General features: G+C 57.7%; 24 protein-coding genes. 14 read left to right on the top strand and 10 right to left on the bottom strand.

The window, feature by feature from the left end; translation table 11 throughout:
- The first annotated feature begins 133 nt into the window (after positions 1-133).
- From ABRP31_RS00825 to ABRP31_RS00785, 9 genes are all read left to right on the top strand, one after another.
- Positions 134-898 (top strand): transporter substrate-binding domain-containing protein, encoded by a 765-nt coding sequence (locus tag ABRP31_RS00825; RefSeq protein WP_349971059.1) that lies wholly within the window; start codon positions 134-136, stop codon positions 896-898.
- A gap of 147 nt (positions 899-1045) precedes the next feature.
- Positions 1046-2263, top strand: coding sequence for a methyltransferase (locus ABRP31_RS00820; RefSeq protein ID WP_349971058.1), 1218 nt, complete (start codon positions 1046-1048; stop codon positions 2261-2263).
- A 321-nt stretch (positions 2264-2584) separates the two neighbouring features.
- Entirely contained in the window at positions 2585-3103 is a 519-nt protein-coding gene (locus ABRP31_RS00815; protein WP_087268530.1) for a Dps family protein, read from the top strand.
- 207 nt (positions 3104-3310) lie between these two features.
- Positions 3311-4450: a homoserine O-acetyltransferase gene (locus ABRP31_RS00810; RefSeq protein WP_087268528.1), complete on the top strand. Its 1140-nt coding sequence runs from the start codon at positions 3311-3313 to the stop codon at positions 4448-4450.
- Between the two features lie 7 nt (positions 4451-4457).
- Positions 4458-5078, top strand: coding sequence for a methionine biosynthesis protein MetW (metW, locus tag ABRP31_RS00805; RefSeq protein WP_349971057.1), 621 nt, complete (start codon positions 4458-4460; stop codon positions 5076-5078).
- A gap of 146 nt (positions 5079-5224) precedes the next feature.
- Positions 5225-5659 (top strand): DUF4426 domain-containing protein, encoded by a 435-nt coding sequence (locus ABRP31_RS00800; RefSeq protein ID WP_087268523.1) that lies wholly within the window; start codon positions 5225-5227, stop codon positions 5657-5659.
- Positions 5656-6252: an RdgB/HAM1 family non-canonical purine NTP pyrophosphatase gene (gene rdgB, locus ABRP31_RS00795; RefSeq protein WP_349971056.1), complete on the top strand. Its 597-nt coding sequence runs from the start codon at positions 5656-5658 to the stop codon at positions 6250-6252. The genes ABRP31_RS00800 and rdgB overlap by 4 nt, the downstream gene beginning before the upstream one ends.
- Positions 6249-7463: a radical SAM family heme chaperone HemW gene (gene hemW / locus ABRP31_RS00790; RefSeq protein WP_349971055.1), complete on the top strand. Its 1215-nt coding sequence runs from the start codon at positions 6249-6251 to the stop codon at positions 7461-7463. The genes rdgB and hemW overlap by 4 nt, the downstream gene beginning before the upstream one ends.
- A gap of 9 nt (positions 7464-7472) precedes the next feature.
- Positions 7473-7796 carry a DUF3392 family protein gene (locus tag ABRP31_RS00785; protein WP_087268516.1) on the top strand — a complete coding sequence of 108 codons (324 nt, stop codon included), beginning with the start codon at positions 7473-7475 and terminating at the stop codon, positions 7794-7796.
- 107 nt (positions 7797-7903) lie between these two features.
- On the opposite strand, the gene trmB is transcribed toward ABRP31_RS00785, so the two are convergent.
- From trmB to ABRP31_RS00765, 4 genes are all read right to left on the bottom strand, one after another.
- Positions 7904-8551, bottom strand: a complete 648-nt coding sequence (gene trmB / locus ABRP31_RS00780; protein ID WP_218927839.1) for a tRNA (guanosine(46)-N7)-methyltransferase TrmB — start codon at positions 8549-8551, stop codon at positions 7904-7906.
- Between the two features lie 233 nt (positions 8552-8784).
- A complete protein-coding gene (locus ABRP31_RS00775; protein ID WP_349971054.1) occupies positions 8785-9579 on the bottom strand; it encodes a thiazole synthase in 795 nt (264 codons plus the stop codon).
- Positions 9580-9633: 54 nt separating this feature from the next.
- A complete protein-coding gene (gene thiS, locus ABRP31_RS00770) occupies positions 9634-9834 on the bottom strand; it encodes a sulfur carrier protein ThiS (protein WP_087268510.1) in 201 nt (66 codons plus the stop codon).
- Between the two features lie 194 nt (positions 9835-10028).
- Positions 10029-10406 carry a DUF423 domain-containing protein gene (locus ABRP31_RS00765; protein ID WP_349971053.1) on the bottom strand — a complete coding sequence of 126 codons (378 nt, stop codon included), beginning with the start codon at positions 10404-10406 and terminating at the stop codon, positions 10029-10031.
- 80 nt (positions 10407-10486) lie between these two features.
- Here ABRP31_RS00765 and mtgA point away from each other — a divergent pair, with 80 nt between their 5' ends.
- Positions 10487-11197, top strand: a complete 711-nt coding sequence (gene mtgA, locus ABRP31_RS00760; RefSeq protein ID WP_349971052.1) for a monofunctional biosynthetic peptidoglycan transglycosylase — start codon at positions 10487-10489, stop codon at positions 11195-11197.
- Positions 11198-11351: 154 nt separating this feature from the next.
- Here mtgA and ABRP31_RS00755 read toward each other — a convergent pair whose 3' ends face one another.
- The 6 genes from ABRP31_RS00755 to ftsY all read right to left on the bottom strand — a co-directional run bounded on the left by ABRP31_RS00755 (position 11352) and on the right by ftsY (position 17870).
- Complete coding sequence (locus ABRP31_RS00755; protein WP_349971051.1) at positions 11352-12131, bottom strand: MetQ/NlpA family ABC transporter substrate-binding protein; 780 nt, start codon at positions 12129-12131, stop codon at positions 11352-11354.
- Between the two features lie 48 nt (positions 12132-12179).
- Positions 12180-13355 carry an N-methyl-L-tryptophan oxidase gene (gene solA / locus ABRP31_RS00750; RefSeq protein ID WP_349971124.1) on the bottom strand — a complete coding sequence of 392 codons (1176 nt, stop codon included), beginning with the start codon at positions 13353-13355 and terminating at the stop codon, positions 12180-12182.
- A gap of 352 nt (positions 13356-13707) precedes the next feature.
- Positions 13708-14562: an RNA polymerase sigma factor RpoH gene (rpoH, locus tag ABRP31_RS00745; protein WP_027899700.1), complete on the bottom strand. Its 855-nt coding sequence runs from the start codon at positions 14560-14562 to the stop codon at positions 13708-13710.
- Between the two features lie 109 nt (positions 14563-14671).
- Positions 14672-15697, bottom strand: coding sequence for a permease-like cell division protein FtsX (gene ftsX, locus ABRP31_RS00740; RefSeq protein ID WP_349971050.1), 1026 nt, complete (start codon positions 15695-15697; stop codon positions 14672-14674).
- On the bottom strand, positions 15694-16365 hold the full coding sequence (gene ftsE, locus ABRP31_RS00735; protein WP_027899698.1) for a cell division ATP-binding protein FtsE: 672 nt from the start codon (positions 16363-16365) through the stop codon (positions 15694-15696). The genes ftsX and ftsE overlap by 4 nt, the downstream gene beginning before the upstream one ends.
- On the bottom strand, positions 16362-17870 hold the full coding sequence (ftsY, locus tag ABRP31_RS00730; RefSeq protein WP_349971049.1) for a signal recognition particle-docking protein FtsY: 1509 nt from the start codon (positions 17868-17870) through the stop codon (positions 16362-16364). The genes ftsE and ftsY overlap by 4 nt, the downstream gene beginning before the upstream one ends.
- Positions 17871-18244: 374 nt before the next feature.
- On the opposite strand from ftsY, the gene ABRP31_RS00725 reads away from it, so the two are divergent.
- The 4 genes from ABRP31_RS00725 (at position 18245) to ABRP31_RS00710 (ending at position 22896) form a co-directional block, all read left to right on the top strand.
- Positions 18245-19597, top strand: coding sequence for a pitrilysin family protein (locus tag ABRP31_RS00725; RefSeq protein WP_349971048.1), 1353 nt, complete (start codon positions 18245-18247; stop codon positions 19595-19597).
- Positions 19594-21072 carry a pitrilysin family protein gene (locus ABRP31_RS00720; RefSeq protein WP_349971047.1) on the top strand — a complete coding sequence of 493 codons (1479 nt, stop codon included), beginning with the start codon at positions 19594-19596 and terminating at the stop codon, positions 21070-21072. The genes ABRP31_RS00725 and ABRP31_RS00720 overlap by 4 nt, the downstream gene beginning before the upstream one ends.
- Entirely contained in the window at positions 21072-21656 is a 585-nt protein-coding gene (rsmD, locus tag ABRP31_RS00715) for a 16S rRNA (guanine(966)-N(2))-methyltransferase RsmD (RefSeq protein WP_087268486.1), read from the top strand. Before ABRP31_RS00720 ends, rsmD begins: the two co-directional genes overlap by 1 nt.
- Positions 21657-21873: 217 nt before the next feature.
- Positions 21874-22896, top strand: coding sequence for a hydrolase (locus tag ABRP31_RS00710; protein ID WP_349971046.1), 1023 nt, complete (start codon positions 21874-21876; stop codon positions 22894-22896).
- Positions 22897-23001 lie beyond the last annotated feature (105 nt).

Below are 23001 nucleotides of genomic sequence, written 5' to 3'. Positions count from 1 at the left end.
ATGCTGAACCCCGCCGATACATGGCTTAACAAATGCTTCAGGCGACCAGCGACATTTTGCGGTAACTCATGTCCAACAGCAGTCGTCCTCACAGCAGCCCAATAAGTCCCGCAATTGCAACGGAGCAACACCCATGCAGATGTACAAAAAATTCCTGCTGGTCGCAGCCGCCACACTGGCTTTCACGACCAGTGCTTTTGCTGTGGAGAAATTGAAATTCGGTGTCGAGGGCGCTTATCCACCGTTCAACGGTAAAGACGCCAGCGGTCAGGCGGTAGGCTTTGACGTCGAAATCGGTCACGCACTGTGCGCAAAAATGAAAGTTGAGTGCGAGGTAGTTACCACCGAATGGGAAGGCATCATCCCGGCGCTCAATGACAACAAGTTCGACTTCCTGATTTCATCCATGTCGATTACCAAAGAGCGCGCTGAGCTGGTGGACTTCACCGAGCCGTACTACTCCAACAAATTGCAGTTTGTGGCGGCGAAAGGCAGCGAGCTCAAAACCGACAAGGCCTCCATTCGAGACTCACTGTTAGGCAAGACAATTGGTGCTCAGGCGTCGACGTTGTCAGCCTCGTGGCTGCAGGAAAATCTGGGCATGGATATCACCCTGAAGCTCTATGACACTCAGGAAAGTGCTTTCACTGATCTGGCCGAAGGGCATGTGGACGCGATCCTCGCCGATAAATATGTCAGCTATGAATGGCTCAAGGGCCAGGCCGGCTCGAGCTTCGAGTTCAAAGGTGACCCTGTTGTGGATAACGACAAAATTGGCATCGCCGTACGCCTGAACGACCCACTGCGCGCTCGACTGAACCTGGCGATCAAGGAAATCATCGAAGACGGCAGCTACAAGAAGATCAACGACAAGTACTTCCCGTTCAACATTCTGTGATCCAAATCGCCTGGCCAACACTTAAGTATTAATATTTTTCTGAGTTCAGACGTCCTTTACGCGTAGACGCCCGATCAGGGCGCTGTTATGAAGAGGGCTGGCGTTTTACCGCCAGCCCTTTTACGCGTTTGAACCCGACAGCTGACCATGGCCAACGACCTCGCTTTGCACGACGAACAGCTCCGCAGTCGATTCCGGGCCCTGGACAGTTTCCTGTTTGCCTGGCAGCCGCTGTGGCGTCCCCGACCGTTCACTCACTTGCATTTGCCTTGGGAGCGTCAATATCCCGAGCTCGCAGGCTGGCTGCGCCAACGCACGTTAAGCGAGGCCGAAGCGGCCCATAATCATCCGGAACAACTCGCAGCGCCGTTCCCGTTTCCACAACTGGCGGCTGAGGCTCAGGCACTGAGTCAAGTACAAACTCTGCCCGCCTTCGACCTTGCTCCGGTAGAGCCGCGCATGAGCGTCGACGTCCCTGGCCGCAAATGGCAACAGATCGAAGCCTTCGCCAGTTGCCTGAGTTTTGAACACAAACCCGCACACTGGCTGGACTGGTGTTCGGGCAAAGGCCATCTGGGGCGACGTTTACTCGGGCCAGACCAGACACTGACCTGCCTGGAACGCGACCCGACGCTGGTCCAAGCCGGACGTCAACTCAGCTCGCGCCTGAACGCCGAGGCCACACATGTACAACAAGACGTCATGGCAGACGATGCCTGGCGCCGACTTCAAGCTCATCACTCACCGGTAGCGCTGCATGCCTGCGGGGATCTGCACGTCCAATTGATGCGCCTGGCCAGCCAGGTCGGCTGCACTCAGCTGGCTGTTGCGCCTTGTTGTTACAACCGCATTGAAGCGGAGCATTATCAGCCGCTCTCCAGTGAGGGCCAAACATCTGCTCTGAAACTATCCCGGGACGATCTCGGCTTGCCGCTAAGCGAGACAGTGACCGCTGGAGCCCGTGTCCGTCGCCAGCGCGACCAGTCCATGGCTCGCCGCCTGGCCTTTGACTTGCTGCAACGACAGTTGCAAAACAGCGACGATTATTTACCCACGCCGTCACTGCCCAGTGCCTGGCTGGATAAACCTTTTGCCGATTATTGTCGTGATCTGGCAGCGCTCAAGGGCCTCCCTGCGATGGGCGAACAACATTGGTCCACCCTTGAAGCAGCGGGCTGGGAGCGCTTGGCTCAAGTGCGAAATCTGGAATTGGTTCGCAACTTGTTCCGTCGGCCACTGGAGCTGTGGCTGGTGCTCGACAAAGCCCTGTATCTGCAAGAACAGCATTATCGCGTGAGCGTTGGCACCTTCTGCGAAAGCCATATCACGCCTCGCAATTTGCTCTTGATCGCTCAGTCAAACTGACTTTCACTAACTGAATAGCCTGTGGATAACTCTGTTGATGAAAATCCGATTGTCGCGCTATTTGCTTAGCAAGCTACTTATCCAAACGGTCAGATCTTATCCCGCCGACCAAATAAAACCCCTTCTAAAACATGTAGTTATCTGAAAATTCAAAGATTTCCAGAAATTTCATTCCATTTGGTTATTTTCGCTCACCGCTTGTGCATAAAGATTTGAGCACAAGCGGTACAGAGGGTCCCAGTAGCCCATGCTGCAATGTCATCAGGATGCCCACTCGCATCGCCCGTTACGCCGACCGACTACTGAGGAAGGAAACGTCTGATGAAAAATCTTGAAGCTGCCAAAGAACTGCGCAAAGCCGACTTGCATACGCCCAACAGCCTGGGGGAAGAGGCCCGCCGTAATCTGTCAGCGGAACTCAACACCTTGCTCGCTGACATCTTCGGCCTGTACCTGAAAACCAAGAACTTCCACTGGCATATGTCCGGCCCGTACTTCCGCGACTATCACTTGCTGCTCGACGACCAGGCTGATCAGATTTTCGCAACCACCGACGCCATCGCCGAGCGCGTACGTAAACTGGGCGGCACCACTTTGCGCTCCACCGGGCACATCCAGCGCCTGCAACGCATTGCCGACAACGATGCCGACTTCGTCACCCCGGCCGACATGCTCGCCGAACTGCGTGAAGACAACATGCAACTGGCCAACTACATGCGCGAAACTCACGCACTGTGCGACGAACATAACGACGTCGCCACCGCCAGCCTGCTGGAAAACTGGATCGACGAAGCCGAACGGCGTATCTGGTTCCTGTTTGAGTCTGGGCGTACTGCTTAAGTCGAGGCTGAACGCTAATCCTGTGGGAGCCGGGTTTGCCCGCGATTCGGCTGGACGCGATTCACTTTGGATCGCAGTGTCTTTATCGCGAGCAAGCTCAGCTTCCACAGGGGTTTTACACCCCCCTGAGAGCCCACCGAATTCCTCTGTTGCCCCTCCCCCCCGTGGTCATTAGACTTACGCCTCATTTAAGCGAGAGCAGGGTCGATGTCCACGGTCTTTCCCGAAGATTCTGTCGGTCTAGTCACGCCGCAAACGGCACATTTCAGCGAGCCTCTGGCACTGGCCTGTGGCCGCTCGTTGCCTGCCTACGATCTGATCTATGAAACCTATGGCCAACTCAACGCCGCGCGCAGCAATGCCGTGTTGATCTGCCATGCCCTTTCTGGTCACCACCACGCGGCGGGCTATAACAGCGTCGATGACCGCAAACCCGGTTGGTGGGACAGTTGCATCGGTCCCGGCAAGCCTATCGATACCAATCGGTTCTTCGTCGTCAGCCTGAATAATCTGGGCGGCTGCAATGGCTCAACAGGCCCGAGCAGTATCAACCCGGAAACTGGCAAACCCTTCGGTGCCAACTTCCCGGTCCTGACGGTTGAGGACTGGGTCCACAGCCAGGCGCGCCTGGCTGATTTGCTGGGTGTCCAGCAATGGGCAGCAGTAGTCGGCGGCAGTCTGGGCGGCATGCAAGCGCTGCAATGGACCATGACTTACCCGGACCGAGTGCGCCATTGCCTGGCGATTGCCTCGGCTCCTAAACTGTCGGCGCAAAACATCGCGTTCAACGAGGTGGCCCGTCAGGCAATCCTGTCAGACCCGGAATTCCATGGCGGCGACTTCCAGGAGTTCGGTGTCATCCCCAAACGCGGCCTGATGCTGGCGCGCATGGTCGGGCACATCACTTATCTGTCCGATGACTCAATGGGTGAAAAATTTGGCCGCGGCCTGAAGAGCGAGAAACTCAACTACGATTTCCACAGTGTGGAATTCCAGGTTGAAAGCTACCTGCGCTATCAGGGCGAAGAGTTCTCCGGCCGCTTCGATGCCAACACTTACCTGTTGATGACCAAAGCGCTGGACTACTTCGACCCGGCAGGCGCGTTCAACGACAATCTGGCCGCGACCTTCGCCAATGTGACCGCAGACTTCTGTGTCATGTCGTTCACCACCGACTGGCGCTTCTCACCTGCCCGCTCCCGGGAACTGGTAGACGCACTGATGGCAGCGAAAAAGAACGTCTGCTACCTGGAGATCGACGCGCCTCAGGGCCACGATGCGTTCCTGATTCCGATCCCGCGCTACTTGCAGGCGTTCTCCAGCTACATGAACCGAATTGTAATTTGAGGACGCCATGAGAGCCGATCTGGAAATCATCCAAGAATGGATCCCTGCGGGCAGCCGCGTGCTCGACCTTGGTTGCGGCGACGGCGAACTGCTGGCCTGGCTGCGCGATAACAAGCAAGTCACTGGTTATGGCCTGGAAAACGACGCTGACAATATTGCCCGCTGCATCAGCAAGGGCGTCAACGTCATCGAGCAGGACCTGGACAAGGGTCTGGGTAACTTCGCCAGCGATAGCTTCGACATCGTGGTCATGACCCAGGCGTTGCAAGCCGTGCATTACCCGGACAAGATCCTCGACGAAATGCTGCGCGTGGGCCGCCAGTGCATCATTACCTTTCCGAACTTCGGTCACTGGCGCTGCCGCTGGTACCTGGCGACCAAGGGCCGGATGCCGGTGTCGGATTTCCTGCCTTACACTTGGTACAACACGCCGAACATCCACTTCTGCACCTTCGAAGACTTCGAAGAGCTGTGCCGTGGCCGCCACGCCAAGGTCATTGATCGGCTGGCAGTGGATCAACAGCATCGGCATGGCTGGGCCAGTAAACAATGGCCTAACCTGTTGGGTGAGATCGGTATCTACCGGGTCAGCAGCCCGGGGTTGCAGGAACACCAGATCGCGGTTTGAAGCAAACCTGAAACCGGAATCTGTAGGAGTGAGCTTGCTCGCGATTCGGTTTCACTGGCACTAAATTACCGTCTGAACAGACGCTATCGCGAGCAAGCTCACTCCTACAGGATCGTATTTTTCAATTCATGGACAGGAGAAAGATGATGCGTCGCCTGGCAATCATCTTGATGTGCGCCTTGAGCCTGTCGGCATTTGCTGCTGACTACGCCAAGCCCAACCGGCAGGAAACGTTTGGCGACGTGACCGTTTACTACAACGCGTTTGCCTCGACCACGTTGTCAGCGGACGTGGCGAAATCATCCGGCCTGATCCGCAGCAAACAGCTGAATGTATTGAACATCACCGTTCTAAAGACGGGCAAACCAGCGCCGTCCGTGGTGGCAGGCACCTACAAAGACCTGACCGGACGCCCAGAGCCTCTGACCTTCAAGCAAGTCACAGACAAAGGCTGGATCAGCTACATTGCGCAGTTCCCGGTTGAACAAGCCGGAACCTACACCTTCAACATCGATGTGAAAGCCGGGAATCAAGACAACCATTCCTTCAGCTTCAATCAAGAACTCTATCCAGGCGAATGATGACTTTCCCGCAGCTCGTACTGGCCAGCCACAACGCTGGCAAACTCAAAGAACTCCAGGCCATGCTCGGCGACAGCGTGCAACTACGCTCTATCGGCGAATTCAGCAATGTGGAGCCGGAAGAAACCGGTCTGTCGTTCGTCGAGAATGCCATTCTCAAAGCCCGCAACGCGGCACGCATTTCCGGCTTGCCAGCGCTGGCTGACGACTCGGGGCTGGCGGTGGATTTCCTGGGCGGCGCACCGGGTATCTATTCCGCGCGCTATGCCGATGGAAAAGGCGATGCCGCCAACAACGCCAAGCTGCTCGACGCCCTTAAAGACGTCCCGCAAGAGCAACGTGGCGCCCAGTTCGTTTGCGTACTGGCGTTGGTGCGTCACGCTGATGACCCATTGCCGATCCTCTGCGAAGGCCTGTGGCACGGGCGCATACTGACCGCCGCCAGCGGCGAGCACGGTTTCGGTTACGATCCATTGTTCTGGGTGCCGGAGCGGGACTGCTCCAGCGCGGAACTGAGCCCCGCCGAGAAGAACCAGCTCAGCCACCGCGCTCGCGCCATGGCCATCTTGCGTCAACGCCTGGCTTTGAAATGACCCACGAAACGCCTGCAACACCGCTGTTCCTCGGCACCACCGGTTTCTCATCGACCGAGCCGAGGACAGCCTTGCCGCAACTGCCGCCGTTGTCGTTGTACATCCATATCCCGTGGTGCGTACGCAAATGCCCGTACTGCGACTTTAATTCCCATACTGCCAGCCCTGTGCTGCCGGAAGCGGAATACATCGACGCACTGCTGGCCGATCTGGATCTGGACCTGCCTTACGTTTATGGCCGTGAACTCAGTTCGATCTTTTTCGGCGGCGGCACGCCAAGCCTGTTCAGCGCAGACGCCCTGGGCCGTTTGCTCAAAGGTGTCGAGCAACGCATTCGCTTTGCCAACGACATCGAAATCACCCTGGAAGCCAATCCCGGTACCTTCGAGCAGGTCAAGTTCAGCGCCTATCGGGGACTAGGCATCAATCGCCTGTCCATCGGCATCCAGAGCTTTCAGGAAGCCAAACTCAAGGCGCTGGGTCGCATTCACAACGGCGATGAAGCCATTCGGGCCGCCGACATGGCGCGACAGGCGGGCTTCGATAACTTCAATATGGACTTGATGCACGGCTTGCCTGACCAGTCACCTGAGGATGCATTGGGCGATCTGCAACAAGCCATCGACCTGAAACCGACGCATTTGTCCTGGTATCAGCTGACGCTGGAGCCGAACACGGTGTTCTGGAACCAACCGCCGACGCTGCCAGAAGACGACATCCTGTGGGACATTCAGGAAGCCGGACAGTTGTTGCTGGCGCAGAACGGTTACGCACAGTACGAGGTCTCGGCTTATGCGCAACCGGGCAGACCGGCGCGACATAACCTGAATTACTGGAGCTTCGGCGACTTCATCGGTATTGGTGCCGGAGCCCATGGCAAACTCAGCCATCCGGACGGGCGCATTGCGCGCACCTGGAAGACTCGTTTGCCGAAGGATTATCTGAATCCGGCCAAGCCGTTCAAGGCGGGTGAGAAGCTACTCAGCGTTGAAGAATTGCCCTTCGAATTCCTGATGAACGCGCTGCGCCTGACAAATGGGGTGGACGCTGCATTATTTCGCGAACGCACCGGTCTAAGCCTCGATTCGCTGGCCAGTGCGCGCCAGCAAGCCGAGCAACGTGGGCTGCTGCAAGCTGATCCGACCCGATTGGTCGCAACGCCGCAAGGCCAGTTGTTTCTCAACGACCTGCTGCAATATTTTCTGATCTAAGGACCCTGCATGGATTTGATACTGGACCTGCTCGCCACCATCTCCCGCTGGAGCCGCAGCAACCTCTCGGAAATATCCCTCGCTCTGGTGGGCTGTTTGCTGGTGTTGTTTGGCGCTGACTTCAAAGGCTGGGTCGAACAACGCATCAGCAGCTTCGCAGGTGCCTTGCGCATCCCGTTGATGGCCTTGCTGGTCACCATCGGCAGCGGAGCCGCGTTGATCTACGCCACGCCGTGGGTGATCCGCGGCCTGAGCCAGTTCAACAACTACAGCCTGGCGCCGGTGTTGGTGGTGGTGCTGGTGTTGATCGGGGTTGTTGCGGATCGTAAGTAAACTCACCCAGTAGGAGCCGCCGAAGGCTGCGAATGACCGGGAACCGGTCGCTGCGGTTTCGCCATGCTCGCAGCCTTCGGCAGCTCCTGCAGAGGGGTTGGTGTCAGTTAATCCACCTTCTCGAATTTCAAATCCCAAACCCCATGCCCCAAACGCTCACCACGGCGTTCGAACTTGGTGATTGGACGCTCGGCCGGGCGCGGTACGCATTTGCCGTCTTCGGCCTGGTTGCGATAGCCCGGCGCGACGTTCATCACTTCCAGCATGAATTCGGCATACGGTTCCCAATCGGTGGCCATGTGCAGAACACCGCCGACCTTGAGTTTGCTGCGCACCAGTTCGGCAAACGCAGGCTGCACGATACGGCGCTTGTGGTGGCGGCTCTTGTGCCATGGGTCAGGGAAGAACAGCATCAGGCGATCGAGGCTGTTATCGGCGATGCAACGGTTGAGCACTTCAATCGCGTCGCAATCGTAGACCCGTACGTTGGTCAGGCCCTGAGTCAGCACGCCGTTAAGCAATGCGCCAACACCCGGATAGTGAACTTCAACCCCGATGAAATCCTGATCCGGCGCAGCGGCTGCCATTTCCAGCAGTGAGTGGCCCATGCCGAAACCAATTTCCAGCGTGCGCGGCGCGGAGCGACCGAATACCTGATCGTAATCCACCGGCGCGTCGGTCAATGGCAGCACATAAAGTGGACGGCCTTGGTCCAGACCACGCTGCTGGCCTTCAGTCATGCGACCGGCGCGCATCACGAAACTCTTGATACGGCGGTGCTGGCGCTCTTCGCCTTCTTCGGCAACGGGCAGCTCTGGGTTTGGAACGTCTGGATCAGTCATCAACAAAGTCTCATCAAACAACACGTACTATCTGAATTAGTGCTTTCCTGTAGGAGCTCACGAGCAACGCGAGGCAGCGATAGCGGTGTGTCAGGCAAACCGCTATCGCTGCCTCGCGTTGCTCGAGCTCCTACATAGTTACTGTTTTACCGGATCAACCCATCCAGCGGCGAAGACGCGCTGGCGTAAAGTTTTCTGGGCATACGGCCGGCAAGGTAAGCCATGCGACCGGCAATCACCGCGTGCTTCATGGCTGAGCCCATCAGGATCGGGTCTTGAGCATGAGCGATGGCCGAGTTCATCAGCACCGCTTCGCAACCCAGCTCCATGGCGATGGTAGCGTCGGACGCAGTGCCGACACCGGCATCGACCAGCACCGGCACTTTGGTTTCTTCCAGGATGATCCGCAGGTTGTACGGGTTGCAGATCCCCAGACCGCTGCCAATCAAGCCAGCCAACGGCATGATCGCGATACAGCCGATTTCAGCCAGCTGACGCGCAATGATCGGGTCATCACTGGTGTAAACCATCACGTCAAAACCTTCCTTGACCAGCACTTCGGCGGCCTTGAGGGTTTCGATGACGTTAGGGAACAGGGTTTTCTGATCGGCCAGAACTTCCAGCTTGACCAGATTCTTGCCGTCGAGCAGTTCACGCGCCAGGCGACAGGTACGCACCGCCTCGATAGCGTCAAAGCAGCCCGCCGTGTTCGGTAGGATGGTGTAGCGATCCGGCGGCAGGACATCCAGCAGATTCGGCTCACCCGGGTTCTGGCCCAGGTTGGTACGACGTACCGCGACAGTGACGATCTCGGCACCCGACGCTTCGATGGCCAGACGGGTCTGCTCCATATCCACATACTTGCCGGTACCCACCAGCAGGCGCGACTCGAAAGTCCGACCGGCCAGGACAAACGGCTTGTCGCTGCGAACATTGCTCATTGGAAATCCTCTTGGAAGTTGAGGTCTTGCAGTTGAATCAGAAAACGTCGACGCCTAGCCGCCGCCAATCGCGTGGACGACTTCGACCTGATCGCCTTCGCTCAGGGCCGTGGATTCATGCTGGCTGCGTGGCACGATATCCAGGTTCAGCTCGACTGCGACACGACGCCCGACAAGATCAAGGCGGGTCAGCAATGCCAGAACGGTCGCGCCGTCGGGCAATTCAAAGGGTTCACCGTTCAACTGAATGTGCATGCGCGGGAGCAGCCATCATTTTTGGGGGCGAGCATTCTAGCCCGATCAGCCGGTATGACCAAGGTAAAGCGATGTGTGGGAGCAGAGCTTGCTCGCGATAGGAACGGCATAGATATCAGGTCCACTGCGTGCAGGCCTATCGCGAGCAAGCTCGGCTCCCACATTGACATCATTTCAATTTAAAAATGGGACAATCAAACCCCGTCCAAACGCCACGCGGTCAAGCCCAGCAATGCCCAACCCACCAGAAACGCTAGTCCACCGAACGGGGTGATAATCCCCAGTTTGCTGATGCCGGTCAGGGTCAGCAGGTACAGGCTGCCGGAAAACAGCACAATCCCCAGCGCGAAAGAGAAGCCCGCCCAGGTCATGAGCCTGCCCGGAAGCTGAGCGGCCAGCACCGCCACGCCCAGAATCGCTAAGGCGTGGATCAGTTGATAAAGCACGCCGGTATGGAAAATCGCCAGATACTCCGGGCTCAGGCGGTTCTTGAGGGCATGCGCAGCGAAGGCTCCCAGCGCTACGCCGGTGAAACCAAAGAACGCTGCCAACATTAAAAAGCTACGAACCATAACTAACTCCGTTCAAAAATCGTCCAAAGGCGCACGGTCTGTATAATGGCCCGCTCAACGGGTTCGGCCAAGCCATCTCTATGCTGCGTTCACTAGTACGTCTTCTCATTAAAGCCCTGCTCTGGTTTGCAGCGGGCAGCGTGTTGCTGGTCCTGATCTTTCGCTTCGTGCCGCCACCGGGCACGGCGCTGATGGTTGAGCGCAAGATTGAATCATGGGTCGATGGCAAGCCGATTGATCTGCAGCGCACCTGGCAGCCATGGAACAAGATTTCCAACGACCTCAAAGTCGCGGTTATCGCGGGTGAAGATCAGAAGTTCGCCGAGCATTGGGGCTTTGATGTGGAAGCTATTCAGGCCGCCATTGCTCACAACGAGATGGGTGGTTCGATTCGCGGTGCCAGCACCCTGAGCCAACAAGTCTCCAAGAACCTGTTCCTGTGGTCGGGTCGTAGCTATCTGCGCAAAGGCCTTGAGGCGTGGTTTACCGGGCTGATTGAAGTCCTCTGGTCCAAACAGCGGATCCTTGAGGTATACCTGAACAGCGTCGAGTGGGATGACGGTGTGTTCGGTGCCCAGGCGGCGGCGCAGCATCACTTCGGCGTGAACGCCAGTGCGCTATCGGCGCAGCAAGCCAGCTATCTGGCCGCCGTACTGCCTAACCCTCGAGTCTGGAGCGCCAGCCGTCCGACCAGTTACGTCGCAGGCCGCGCCAGCTGGATTCGTCGTCAGATGCAGCAGTTGGGTGGGGATGATTACTTGCTGGGTTTGAATAACAGCCGCAAGTTGTAGGCTCCCCGGTCGAGCAACACCGCCTGATGAACTGCAATGCTATCTCTGTGGGAGCCGAGCTTGCTCGCGATGGGGACGACTCGATCTGAAACCGCGCCGCCCTTATCGCGAGCAAGCTCGGCTCCTACATAAGATCGTATTTCACCACCCGGCTTTAAAACGCCGGAACAACATCCCCGTGGTATTTCTCCAGGATGAACGCTTTCACTTCAGGTGAATTCAGCGCGGCACCCAGCTTTTTCACAGCAGGCAGATCTGCCTTGTCACGGCGTACGTACAGGTAGTTGGCGTAAGGCGATTCAGAGCTTTCGATGAATAGCGCATCTTTATGCGGCTCAAGCTTGGCTTCCAGCGCGTAGTTGGCATTGATCAGCGCCAGATCAACCTGGCCAAGGGCACGAGGCAGCATCGCCGCTTCCAGCTCTTTGAACTTCAGGTTTTTCGGGTTGCTGGTGATGTCCTGACGGGTCGCCATGATGTTGCCTGGATCCTTCAGGGTAATAAGCCCCTGCTTGGCGATCAGCAACAGCGCACGCCCGGAGTTGGTCGGGTCGTTGGGGATGGCGATAGTTGCGCCATCCTTCAGTTCGGCAATGGATTTGATCTTCTTCGAGTAAGCGCCGAACGGTTCGATGTGCACCGCAACCACCGGCACTTGATCACAGCCCGGATGGCTCTTTTTGTAGGCGTCGTAATACGGCTTGCTCTGGAAGTAGTTGGCGTCCAGCAAGCCTTCATCCACCTGGCGATCCGGCTGCACGTAATCCGAAAACACTTTCACATCCAGGGTCACGCCTTCCTTGGCCAGTGTCGGCTTAAGGAATTCTAGGATTTCCGCATGGGGCACAGGCACCACTGCGATTTTCAGGGTGTCGGCATAAGCAGAACCTACAGCGGCGACCAATAGCGCCAGCGACAGAGCAACACGTTTCACGATACTTCACCTTTCAGAGTGGGCAGATAAATACAGGAATCAGGCGTTTCAACGCTGTTCGTCGAAACGCTTCAAGGAAAAGGCCGACAGATCCACATCGCTTTTGCCGTTGATGCACCACTGCGCGAGTGCTTCGCCCAGCCCGGCGGAATGCTTGAAGCCATGGCCCGAGCAGGCGGAAACAACCAGCACGTTTTTCATGGCCGGATGTTCGTCGATGATGAAGTTGTAATCGGGAGTAACGGTGTAAGCGCACACCGAGGATTTGACGACCCGCGAAGTCACACCCGCGATCTTGCCGCGAACCTGACCGTCGAACATGTCCTGCTCTTCTGCGGTGCTGATGGTTCTGTCCAGTGAGCCTGCCGAAGAGGCGTCGCGATACTGCTCGGTGGCGACCTTCATGCTGCTCTCACCCGGCAGGGGCGGGAAACCGTAGTTGATGTCCACCTCTCCGGGACCATGCGTCAGGATGAAGCTCGGCGACTGCGGTGCAAAACTCGCGTCCTCCTCCAGCTCGAACCAGAACAGCTTTTGCCGACAGACCCTCAACAATTGATTGAACGGAGCGCCCAGCAAATCCGCCGACCACATGCCCGCGCTGACAACGACTTTATTAGCCTGGATCGTGCGCTTATCGGTGGTGATCGTGACGCCCTGCTTGGTCGAACTGATGCCGGTCACGATCTCACCGGTCAGCAACGTCGCGCCATGCTCTCGTGCCAGCTTTAGCTGCACATCGATGCAGCGCTCCGGTCGCACGTAGCCGCCGCCTGGTTCGAAATAGCCAATTGCAGTGTCCAGGACTGGAGCAAATTGCGGAAAGCGTTGGCGAATCTGCTCCGCATTGAGCACTTCGTGATCAATGCCGTAAGTCTTGGCCAGGTGAATGGTGCGATGGGTGAAATCGTTTTCGTCTTGAGGGTCATAAGCAGGACTGGATGTCATCACCAAGACGCCACACTGCTCAAATAACGACTCACCTGTCAGCGCCTCAAGTTCACGCCAGATACGGTGAGAGTTGTGGACGATCGGTACATACTCAGCGCCTTCACCCACGGCCAGACGAGTGATGCGGGTGTCGCCGTGGCTGGAGCCTTCAGTGTGGGGCGGATTGAAGCGGTCAACGCCGATGACATCAATCCCGGCTTTAGCCAGTTGATACACCGTCGCAGCGCCCATCGCGCCAAGGCCTAACACCGCTACTTCACACCGCTCGTCCATCGACTCATACGCCCAAAAAGCGGACATTTGAGTATTTATGCTTATGCAAGGCAACGATCAAAAAGCCATAAGCTTATGCCTGAAAAAGCACACTCCTATCTGCGTAAATCAGATAGCGAGTGGTGTTTTACAAGAGGTGCCCAATGTCTCTGAGACCACGCTATTGCGAGCAAACGGGTGACCTGTAGGAGCCGAGCTTGCTCGCGATGAACGATGACGCGATGGACCTGAGAGGCAGCAGCGCCTGCATCGCGAGCAAGCTCGGCTCCTACAGAAGATCATCGGTCGCTACAAAACAAAAACGCCCCGACCGATTTCCCGGTCAGGGCGTTTCTTTGTCGATGAACCGATATTACGCGGCTATCGACAACTTGAGCTTGTTCATCGCGCTCTTTTCAAGCTGACGAATACGCTCGGCGGAGACGTTGTACTTCTGCGCCAGGTCATGCAGCGTGGCCTTCTCTTCAGCCAGCCAGCGCTGGTAGAGAATGTCACGGCTGCGGTCGTCCAGCACTTCCAAAGCCTGATGCAGATTGGCAGTGGAGTTGTCAGTCCAGTCGGAATCTTCCAGCTGACGCGCTGGATCGTAACGATGGTCTTCCAGGTAATTCGCTGGCGACTGGAATGCACTGTCGTCGTCGGCTTCAGCAGCCGGGTCGAACGCCATGTCGTGACCAGTCAGACGGCTTTCCATCTCGCGCACTTCACGCGGCTCAACGCCAAGGCTTTCAGCCACGCGATGAACTTCTTCATTGTTCAGCCACGCCAGACGTTTCTTCTGGCCGCGCAGGTTGAAGAACAGCTTGCGCTGGGCCTTGGTGGTCGCGACTTTCACGATGCGCCAGTTACGCAGGATGAACTCGTGAATTTCCGCCTTGATCCAGTGAACAGCGAACGAAACCAGACGCACACCCATTTCCGGGTTGAAGCGTTTAACGGCCTTCATCAGGCCAACGTTACCTTCCTGAATCAGATCTGATTGAGCCAGGCCGTAACCGGAATAACTGCGTGCGATGTGCACAACAAAACGCAGGTGGGCGAGGACCATCTGCCGAGCCGCCCCCAGATCCTGCTCATAATAGAGACTCTCAGCCAGTTCACGCTCCTGCTCAGGGGTCAGCAAAGGAATGCTGTTCACCGTGTGCACATAGGCTTCCAGGTTCGCACCCGGGACTAAGGCATACGCAGGTTGCAAAGAAGTGGTCATACGAAATGTTACCTCCGTCACATGACTCGTGCAGTTCAGCACTGCGAAATTGACCCAGGAACCGCTAAACAAGTTCCCTGTATGAAAAAGTCAATACATGAAGAAAAATTTACCGAGGTGCCAGCTCTCTCAAATGGCGTGCTACTGCAATCCAGGCACCGATATACCCTAACAACACCGCTCCAAGCAAGAGTGATAGACCATCGGACGCCGGAACGCCAGCCAGAGAAAAATCACTTCCATACAATCCGGCAAGACCGATTACCGCATCGTTGAGCCAGTCGAGCCCGAAGGCCAACACGCCCCAGGACAGAAAACCCGCCCCAAGGCCATACAGTGCGCCCATATAAAGGAAAGGACGCCGTACATAACTATCGGTGCCGCCTACCAGTTTAATGACTTCGATTTCGGTGCGACGGTTCTCGATGTGCAGACGAATGGTGTTACCGATTACCAGCAACAACGCTGCAACCAATAGCACAGTCAGACCAAAAACAAAGCGATCGCCCAACTTGAGTATCGCCGCCAGACGCTCAACCCAGACCAGGTCCAGTTGCGCCTGCTCGACGTTGGACATGCCTGCAAGCTGAGTACGCAAGGCCTCTAGCGCAGGCTTGTCCACCTCATCAGGAGTGACCAGCACAACGCCCGGCAATGGGTTTTCCGGCAATTCCTTGAGGGCCTCGCCCAGGCCTGACTGCTGCTGGAACTCGGCCAGCGCCTGCTCACGACTGATGTATTCAGCTTCGGCAACGCCCGGCATCAGACGAATTTCGTTACGTAATTTTTCGCCCTGGCTGGCACTGGTATCCAGCTTCAGGTAAATCGAAATCTGCGCAGCGCGCTGCCAGGAACCACCCAACCGCTCTACGTTGTTAAGCAACAACGACAAGCCCATAGGCAGGCTCAGGGCAATCGCCATCACCAGACAGGTGAAAAAGCTGCCGATTGGTTGCTTGCCCAGGCGCCGCAAGCTGTCGATCAAGCTTGAGCGGTGCGCTTCCAGCCAGGCGTTGAACAGCGTACCGAAATCCGGGCCGTCATCGTCATGGCTGTTTTTTGACTTTTTCGGAGCAGGATCAGCGGCTTTCGGCGATACGCGCTCAGAAACTTTAGGGGAACGTGTAGCACTCATACCCCAGCCTCCCCGTCACCGATGAGGCGACCGCGTTGCAGCGTGAGCATTCGGTGACGCATACGCGCAATCAGCGCCAGATCGTGACTGGCAATCAGCACACTGGTGCCCAAGCGATTGATGTCTTCGAACACTCCCATGATCTCTGCTGCGAGGCGTGGATCGAGGTTACCGGTGGGCTCATCCGCCAGCAGTAAAGCAGGGCGATGGACGATGGCGCGAGCAATGCCGACCCGTTGTTGCTGACCGGTAGACAAGTCGCCGGGGTACAGCTCGGCTTTGTCCGACAGTGCTACGCGCTCCAAAGCGGAATCCACACGCTTGGTGACTTCCAGCTTGGACAACCCAAGAATTTGCAGCGGCAAAGCGACGTTGTTGAACACCGTGCGATCAAACAGCAACTGGTGGTTCTGGAATACAACGCCGATCTGCCGACGCAGGAACGGGATCTGTGCATTGCTGATCTGACCGAGGTCCTGCCCCGCCAGCAGAAGTTTGCCGGTGGTCGGGCGCTCCATGGCCAGCAGCAGACGCAGCAAAGTACTTTTGCCCGCCCCGGAGTGGCCGGTCACGAACAGAAATTCGCCACGACGCACTCGAAAGCTCAGCTCATGCAAGCCGACGTGTCCGTTCGGATAGCGTTTACCGACCTGTTCGAAACGAATCATGTGCGCTCGCGCTCCGCAAACAGGGCCTGAACAAACGGCTCGGCTTCAAAGGTACGTAGATCATCGATGCCTTCACCCACGCCGATGTAGCGGATAGGCAGGTCGAACTGTTTGGCGAGGGCAAAGATCACGCCGCCTTTGGCCGTACCGTCCAGCTTGGTCAGCGCCAGGCCGGTCAGGGACACTGCCTGGTGGAAATGCTTGGCCTGACTGATCGCGTTCTGCCCGGTACCGGCGTCCAGCACCAGCAGAACCTCGTGAGGTGCGTCCGCGTCCAGCTTGCCGATCACCCGGCGAACCTTCTTCAACTCTTCCATCAGGTTGTCTTTGGTTTGCAGACGACCGGCGGTGTCAGCGATCAACACGTCGATACCCCGCGCCTTGGCGGCCTGCACGGCGTCGAAGATCACCGAGGCTGAGTCCGCGCCAGTGTGCTGCGCGATGACCGGAATCTTGTTGCGCTCACCCCAGACCTGCAATTGCTCGACGGCAGCGGCACGGAAGGTATCACCGGCAGCCAGCATGACTTTCTTGCCTTCCAGTTGCAGCTTCTTCGCCAGCTTGCCAATCGTCGTGGTTTTGCCCGCGCCGTTGACGCCGACGACCAGGATCACAAAGGGCTTGCGCGAAGCGTCGATGATCAGCGGCTGTTCGACCGGTTTGAGCATCGTCGCCAGTTCGCCTTGCAGCGAGGTATACAACGCCTGCGCATCGGTGAGCTGCTTGCGCGCGACCTTTTGCGTCAAGCTCCGAATGATGACACCCGTTGCCTCGACGCCGACGTCGGCGGTCAGCAGACGCGTCTCGATTTCCTCGAGCAGATCATCGTCGATGGCCTTCTTGCCCAGAAAAAGGCTGGCCATACCTTCGCCGATGCTGGCGCTGGTCTTGGACAAACCTTGTTTGAGGCGGGCAAAGAAACCGGCTTTGGTCGCTTCAGGCTGAGCAGCTGCTGCCGGGGTTTCGATGATCGGCGCAACGGCTGCAGCAGCCGCAGGCGCCATGGCAGCAACCACTGGCGGAACAACCGGCTCAGGTTGCGGCTCTGGCTCTGGCTCTGGCTCTGGCTCTGGCTCTGGAGTGATGGTCGATTCCGGCTCGGCAATCGGCACGTCAATACGTGCCAATTCGGGCTCTGGCTCAACCGGAGCAGCAACAGGCGCAATCGGCGGCGTGACGTGCAGCTCGTACTCATTGACCAGCGCCACCGGCTCTTCAGCGACCGGCAAGGTGAGCCACGGCTCTGGCGTAGGCTCGCCCGGTTGAACCTGTTCCACGACAGGTTCAACAGCGATTTCGTGCGCAGGCTCGGGCGTCAATGCCGGAGCAGGCTGCGACTCAGCCGTCAACGGAGCCGATTCAATCACTGGCTCCGGCGCTGCTGTAGATAAGTCTTGTGGCTGTTCGGCAGCGGTTTCCTGCGGCTTCTTGCGCAGCCATCCGAACAGGCCTTTCTTCTCGCCAGCCGGGGCTGGGGTCTTCTTGTCGTCGTTGGAACCAAACATGGAGGACGGCTATCTCAAGGTAGCGACGCGCCAGAGCGGCGCCTCTGAAAAATTCTGGTATGCGAAACAGACTGCATTTCAGTCTGCTTGTTCATCTGCTCGCTGAGCATAATCCGCAACCGGCGCTCTCTACTGCCTACTGTAGGAGCTGCCGAAGGCTGCGAAGCGATAGTAGCTCCGATGCCTCAGGCAGGGACATGAAGATGCGAAGCATCCAACACCGATTCGCAGCCTGCGGCAGCTCCTACGGAATCTGCGTTCAGCATTCCCTGACTCTTTTGTCATAGTCGGGAGCGAGACTGCCCGCTATCCTAACACCCCCGCGCCCGTGGACGCTAAGTTCAAACGGGCCGTCTTACAGGTTCAAATTACGAATGAATGCTCTAGCCCGCCGTGCCGCAGGCCTGCTGTTCGGCACAATTTGTCTGCCATTCGGTGCAATGGCCGCCGACCCGCAACCTACCCATGAATTCACCCTCGCCAATGGCCTGAAGGTCATCGTCCGCGAAGATCACCGCGCACCGGTTGTGGTGTCGCAGGTCTGGTACAAAGTGGGGTCCAGTTACGAGACCCCAGGCCAGACCGGTTTGTCACACGCCCTTGAACACATGATGTTCAAAGGCAGCTCCAAAACCGGCCCCGGCGAAGCTTCGCTGATCCTGCGGGATCTGGGCGCTGAAGAAAACGCTTTCACCAGTGACGACTACACCGCCTACTACCAGGTATTGGCTCGTGATCGCCTGGCGGTGGCGTTCGAGCTGGAAGCCGATCGCATGGCCAGCCTGACGCTGCCTGCCGACGAGTTCAGCCGCGAGATCGAAGTGATCAAGGAAGAACGCCGTCTGCGCACCGATGACAAGCCGACCTCCAAAGCCTTCGAGCGCTTCAAGGCCATGGCTTATCCGGCCAGCGGCTATCACACGCCAACCATTGGCTGGATGGCTGACCTTGACCGCATGAAGGTTGAAGAGCTGCGCCACTGGTATCAATCCTGGTACGTACCGAACAACGCCACACTAGTCGTAGTGGGTGACGTTAAACCCGACGAAGTCAAAGCCCTGGCTGAACGTTTCTTTGGTCCGATTGCGCGCCGTGACGTACCACCTTCGAAAAAACCACTGGAGCTGGCCGAACCTGGTGAGCGTCGCATCACTTTGCATGTTCAGACTCAACTGCCAAGCCTGATGTATGGCTTTAACGTACCAAGTCTGGCGACCGCCGAGGACCCGCGTTCAGTCAACGCACTGCGCCTGATTGCGGCTTTGCTGGATGGCGGCTACAGCGCACGCATCCCGACGCGTCTGGAGCGTGGCGAAGAGCTGGTTTCCGGTGCAGGTTCGAACTATGACGCTTTCGCCCGCGGCGACAGCCTGTTCATGATCAGCGCCACGCCCAACACCCAGAAGAAGAAAACCCTGGCTGACGTTGAAGCCGGTATCTGGCGTTTGCTCGACGAGCTGAAAACCAAGCCGCCAACCAACGAAGAGCTGGAACGCGTACGTGCTCAGGTGATTGCGAGCCTGGTTTATGAGCGCGACTCGATCACTAGTCAGGCCAGCACCATTGGCGAACTGGAAACCGTGGGCCTGTCGTGGAAGTTGATCGACGAGGAACTGGCCGCTCTGCAAAGCGTGACTCCGGCAGACATTCAGAAAGCCGCCAGCACCTACTTCACCCGTGAGCGCCTCAGCGTTGCGCACGTTCTGCCTGAGGAGAAAGCAAAATGAGTGAGCGCAACGGCCCACGTAAAATGCTGTTTGGCCTGCTGTTGACCACCAGCCTCAGTGTTTTCGCTACACAATCGGCTCTGGCTGAAGAAGCCGCCGGCAATGCCACACCCGCCCGCCCAGCTCTGGAGTCCTTGAAAGAACTCGACGGCAAGGCTCCGGCGCGCCGCACGCTGGACATTCAGACCTGGCAAACCGCTGAAGGCGCTAAAGTCCTGTTCGTCGAAGCTCACGAGCTGCCGATGTTTGATATGCGCCTGACCTTCGCAGCGGGCAGCAGTCAGGATCAAAACCTGCCGGGCATTGCCGTGCTGACCAACGCCATGCTCAACGAAGGCGTGAAAGGCAAGGACGTGACCGCAATCGCTCAGGGCTTTGAAGGCCTTGGCGCGGATTTCAGCAACGGTGCTTATCGCGACATGGCAGTGGCTTCGATTCGCAGCCTGAGCGCAACGGACAAGCGCGAGCCTGCATTGAAACTGTTCTCCGAAGTAGTGGGCAAACCAACCTTCCCTGCCGACTCACTGACGCGCATCAAAAACCAGTTGCTTGCCAGCTTCGAATACAAGAAGCAGAACCCGGGTTCGCTGGCAGGCGAAGAGCTGTTCAAGCGCCTTTACGGCAAACATCCTTACGGTCATCCGAGCGAAGGCACTGCCGAGTCCATCAAACCGATCACCCTCGCACAGCTCAAAGCGTTTCACGCCAAGGCTTATGCGGCTGGCAACGCCGTAATTGCGCTGGTGGGCGATCTGTCCCGCGACGAAGCTCAGGCAGTCGCTGCGCAAGTCTCGGCATCGTTGCCTAAAGGCCCAGCATTGGCCAAGCTGCCAACCCCTGCCGAACCCAAGGCTGGCGAAACCCACATCGAGTTTCCTTCCAAGCAGACTCACCTGATGCTGGCGCAACTGGGCATCAAGCGTAACGACCCGGACTACGCAGCGCTGTCGTTGGGAAACTCGGTACTCGGCGGTGGCGGCTTCGGCAGCCGCTTGATGACTGAAGTCCGTGAAAAACGCGGCCTGACTTACGGAGTGTCATCGGGCTTCACCCCGATGCAGACTCAAGGTCCGTTCATGATTGGCCTGCAGACACGTGCAGAATTGAGCGAAAACACCCTGAAGCTTGTGCAGGACATCGTTCGCGATTTCCTTGCCAATGGCCCGACCCAAAAAGAACTCGACGACGCCAAGCGTGAGCTGGCCGGTAGCTTCCCGCTGACCGCCGCCAGTAACTCGTCCATCGTCGCGCAACTGGGCGCTATCGGCTTCTATGACTTGCCGCTGACGTTCCTTGAAGACTTCATGACCCAATCGCAAAGCGTGACAGTCGAGCAAGTCAAAGAGGTGATGAACAAGCACTTGAGCGCTGACAAGATGGTCATCGTCACCGCCGGGCCGACCGTAGCGCAAAAGCCGCTGCCGCCGCCCACCGACAAACCTGCTGAACGCCCCCTTGGGGTCCCGGAGCATTAATGGCCAATCCACGCCCTAAGGGCCATAACGGCTTGGGCCAACTGCGCATCATTGGTGGCGAATGGGGCAGTCGCAAACTGACATTCCCTGACGCCCCCGGTCTGCGCCCGACGCCAGATCGTGTCCGCGAAACGCTGTTCAACTGGCTGGCGATGGATATTGCTGGCGCCAAGGTGCTGGATGTCTTCACCGGCAGCGGCGCGCTGTTTTTCGAAGCGCTGTCCCGTGGCGCCAGCAAGGGCCTGGCGCTGGACAACAGCGCCGCAGCCATCGCGAGCCTGCGCCAGAACCTGAGCATGTTGAACTGCACCACTGGCCAGGTGACACAGGCCGACTCGCTACGCCATCTGGAAACCCAGACCGCCGAGCCATTCGACGTGGTGTTCCTCGACCCGCCGTTCCACCAGAACCTGCTGGCTTCGGCCTGCGCGCTGCTGGAGTCACACGGCTGGTTGGCGGACAACGCCTGGATCTACACCGAAAGCGAAACCCCGCCATCGACCACCGGCTTGCCCGGTAGCTGGCGCCTGCACCGGGAGAAGAAAGCCGGGCAGGTGTATTACGCGCTTTGGCAGCGTGGGTAATCAAAGGCTGACGCAAGAACTCCTGTAGGAGCTGCCGAAGGCTGCGAAGCGGTTGACCAGAAGATCGCCTTCGCAGCCTTCGGCAGCTCCTACAGGGCACATCTGAAACCACCTATCCCTCGCCCGTACCGCTGAGCAAAAAATCTGCTCACCGCGCCTATCACTTGTGGCAACGTACGCCTGATACATAATCACAATCTGCCGAGAGAGGACGACCGTGCTAACACGCCCTGCTAAATCCTCCTTTGCTAACCGCTTCGTTCCCGCATCCGGGCTGGGCAATCCCCATCTGCAAACGTTATGGGGGCCGCTATGGCGAAGGAAAACATCCATCGAACGGCAACGCGAGCGCGTCTGGCTGGCCGATGGGGACTTTCTCGATCTCGACTGGTTCGGCCCACACGAGCTGAACACGCCTCTTGTGCTGGTGCTGCACGGCCTGACCGGTTCATCGAACTCCCCTTATGTGGTCGGCTTGCAACAGGCGATCGTTCAGGAAGGCTGGGCCAGCGTGGCGCTCAACTGGCGAGGTTGTTCCGGCGAGCCGAATCTGCTGTCGCGCAGCTATCACTCCGGTGCCAGCGAAGATCTTGCATCAGTCATCGCTCACCTAAAGGCCAAGCGTCCATTGGCACCGCTGTACGCAGTTGGTTACTCGCTGGGCGGCAACGTACTGCTCAAATATCTGGGTGAATCAGGCGTGAGCAGCGACCTGCAAGGCGCAGTGGCCGTGTCTGTGCCTTTCAGGCTGGATGAATGCGCAGACCGCATCGGCATGGGTTTTTCAAGGGTCTATCAGCGGCATTTCATGCGCGAGATGGTCACCTATATCAAAGACAAACAACGTCACTTCAAGGACGAAGGGATCAGCGAAGGGCTTGCTGAATTGTCAGCATTGGGCTCGCTGGAAAACATGCGCACGTTTTGGGATTTCGATGGCCGGATAACCGCCCCGCTGCACGGCTTCGCTGATGCCAAGGATTACTACCGGCGCGCGTCCAGCCGCTATTACCTGGGAGACATCCGTACGCCGACACTGATTATCCAGGCGGCAGACGATCCGTTCGTGTTCAAGCACAGCCTGCCAGAACCTGAAGAGCTGTCTGCCAGCACAGAATTCGAGCTACAGGAAAAAGGCGGGCACGTAGGGTTCGTCGATGGATCGCTGAAAAATCCCGGGTATTACCTGGAACGGCGGATTCCGCTGTGGCTGACGAGTGCGCATGGGGCAGTGGTTTAGTTTTATTACATTAACCACATGTCCTGTAGGAGCTGCCGAAGGCTGCGAAAGCTTTCTGTCTGAAACACCGAGGATCGCAGCCTTCGGCAGCTCCTACAGGGCAAA

The organism is Pseudomonas caspiana (genome assembly GCF_040224095.2).
Classification (GTDB): domain Bacteria; phylum Pseudomonadota; class Gammaproteobacteria; order Pseudomonadales; family Pseudomonadaceae; genus Aquipseudomonas; species Aquipseudomonas caspiana.
This window is presented reverse-complemented; position numbering and strand designations above follow the sequence as displayed.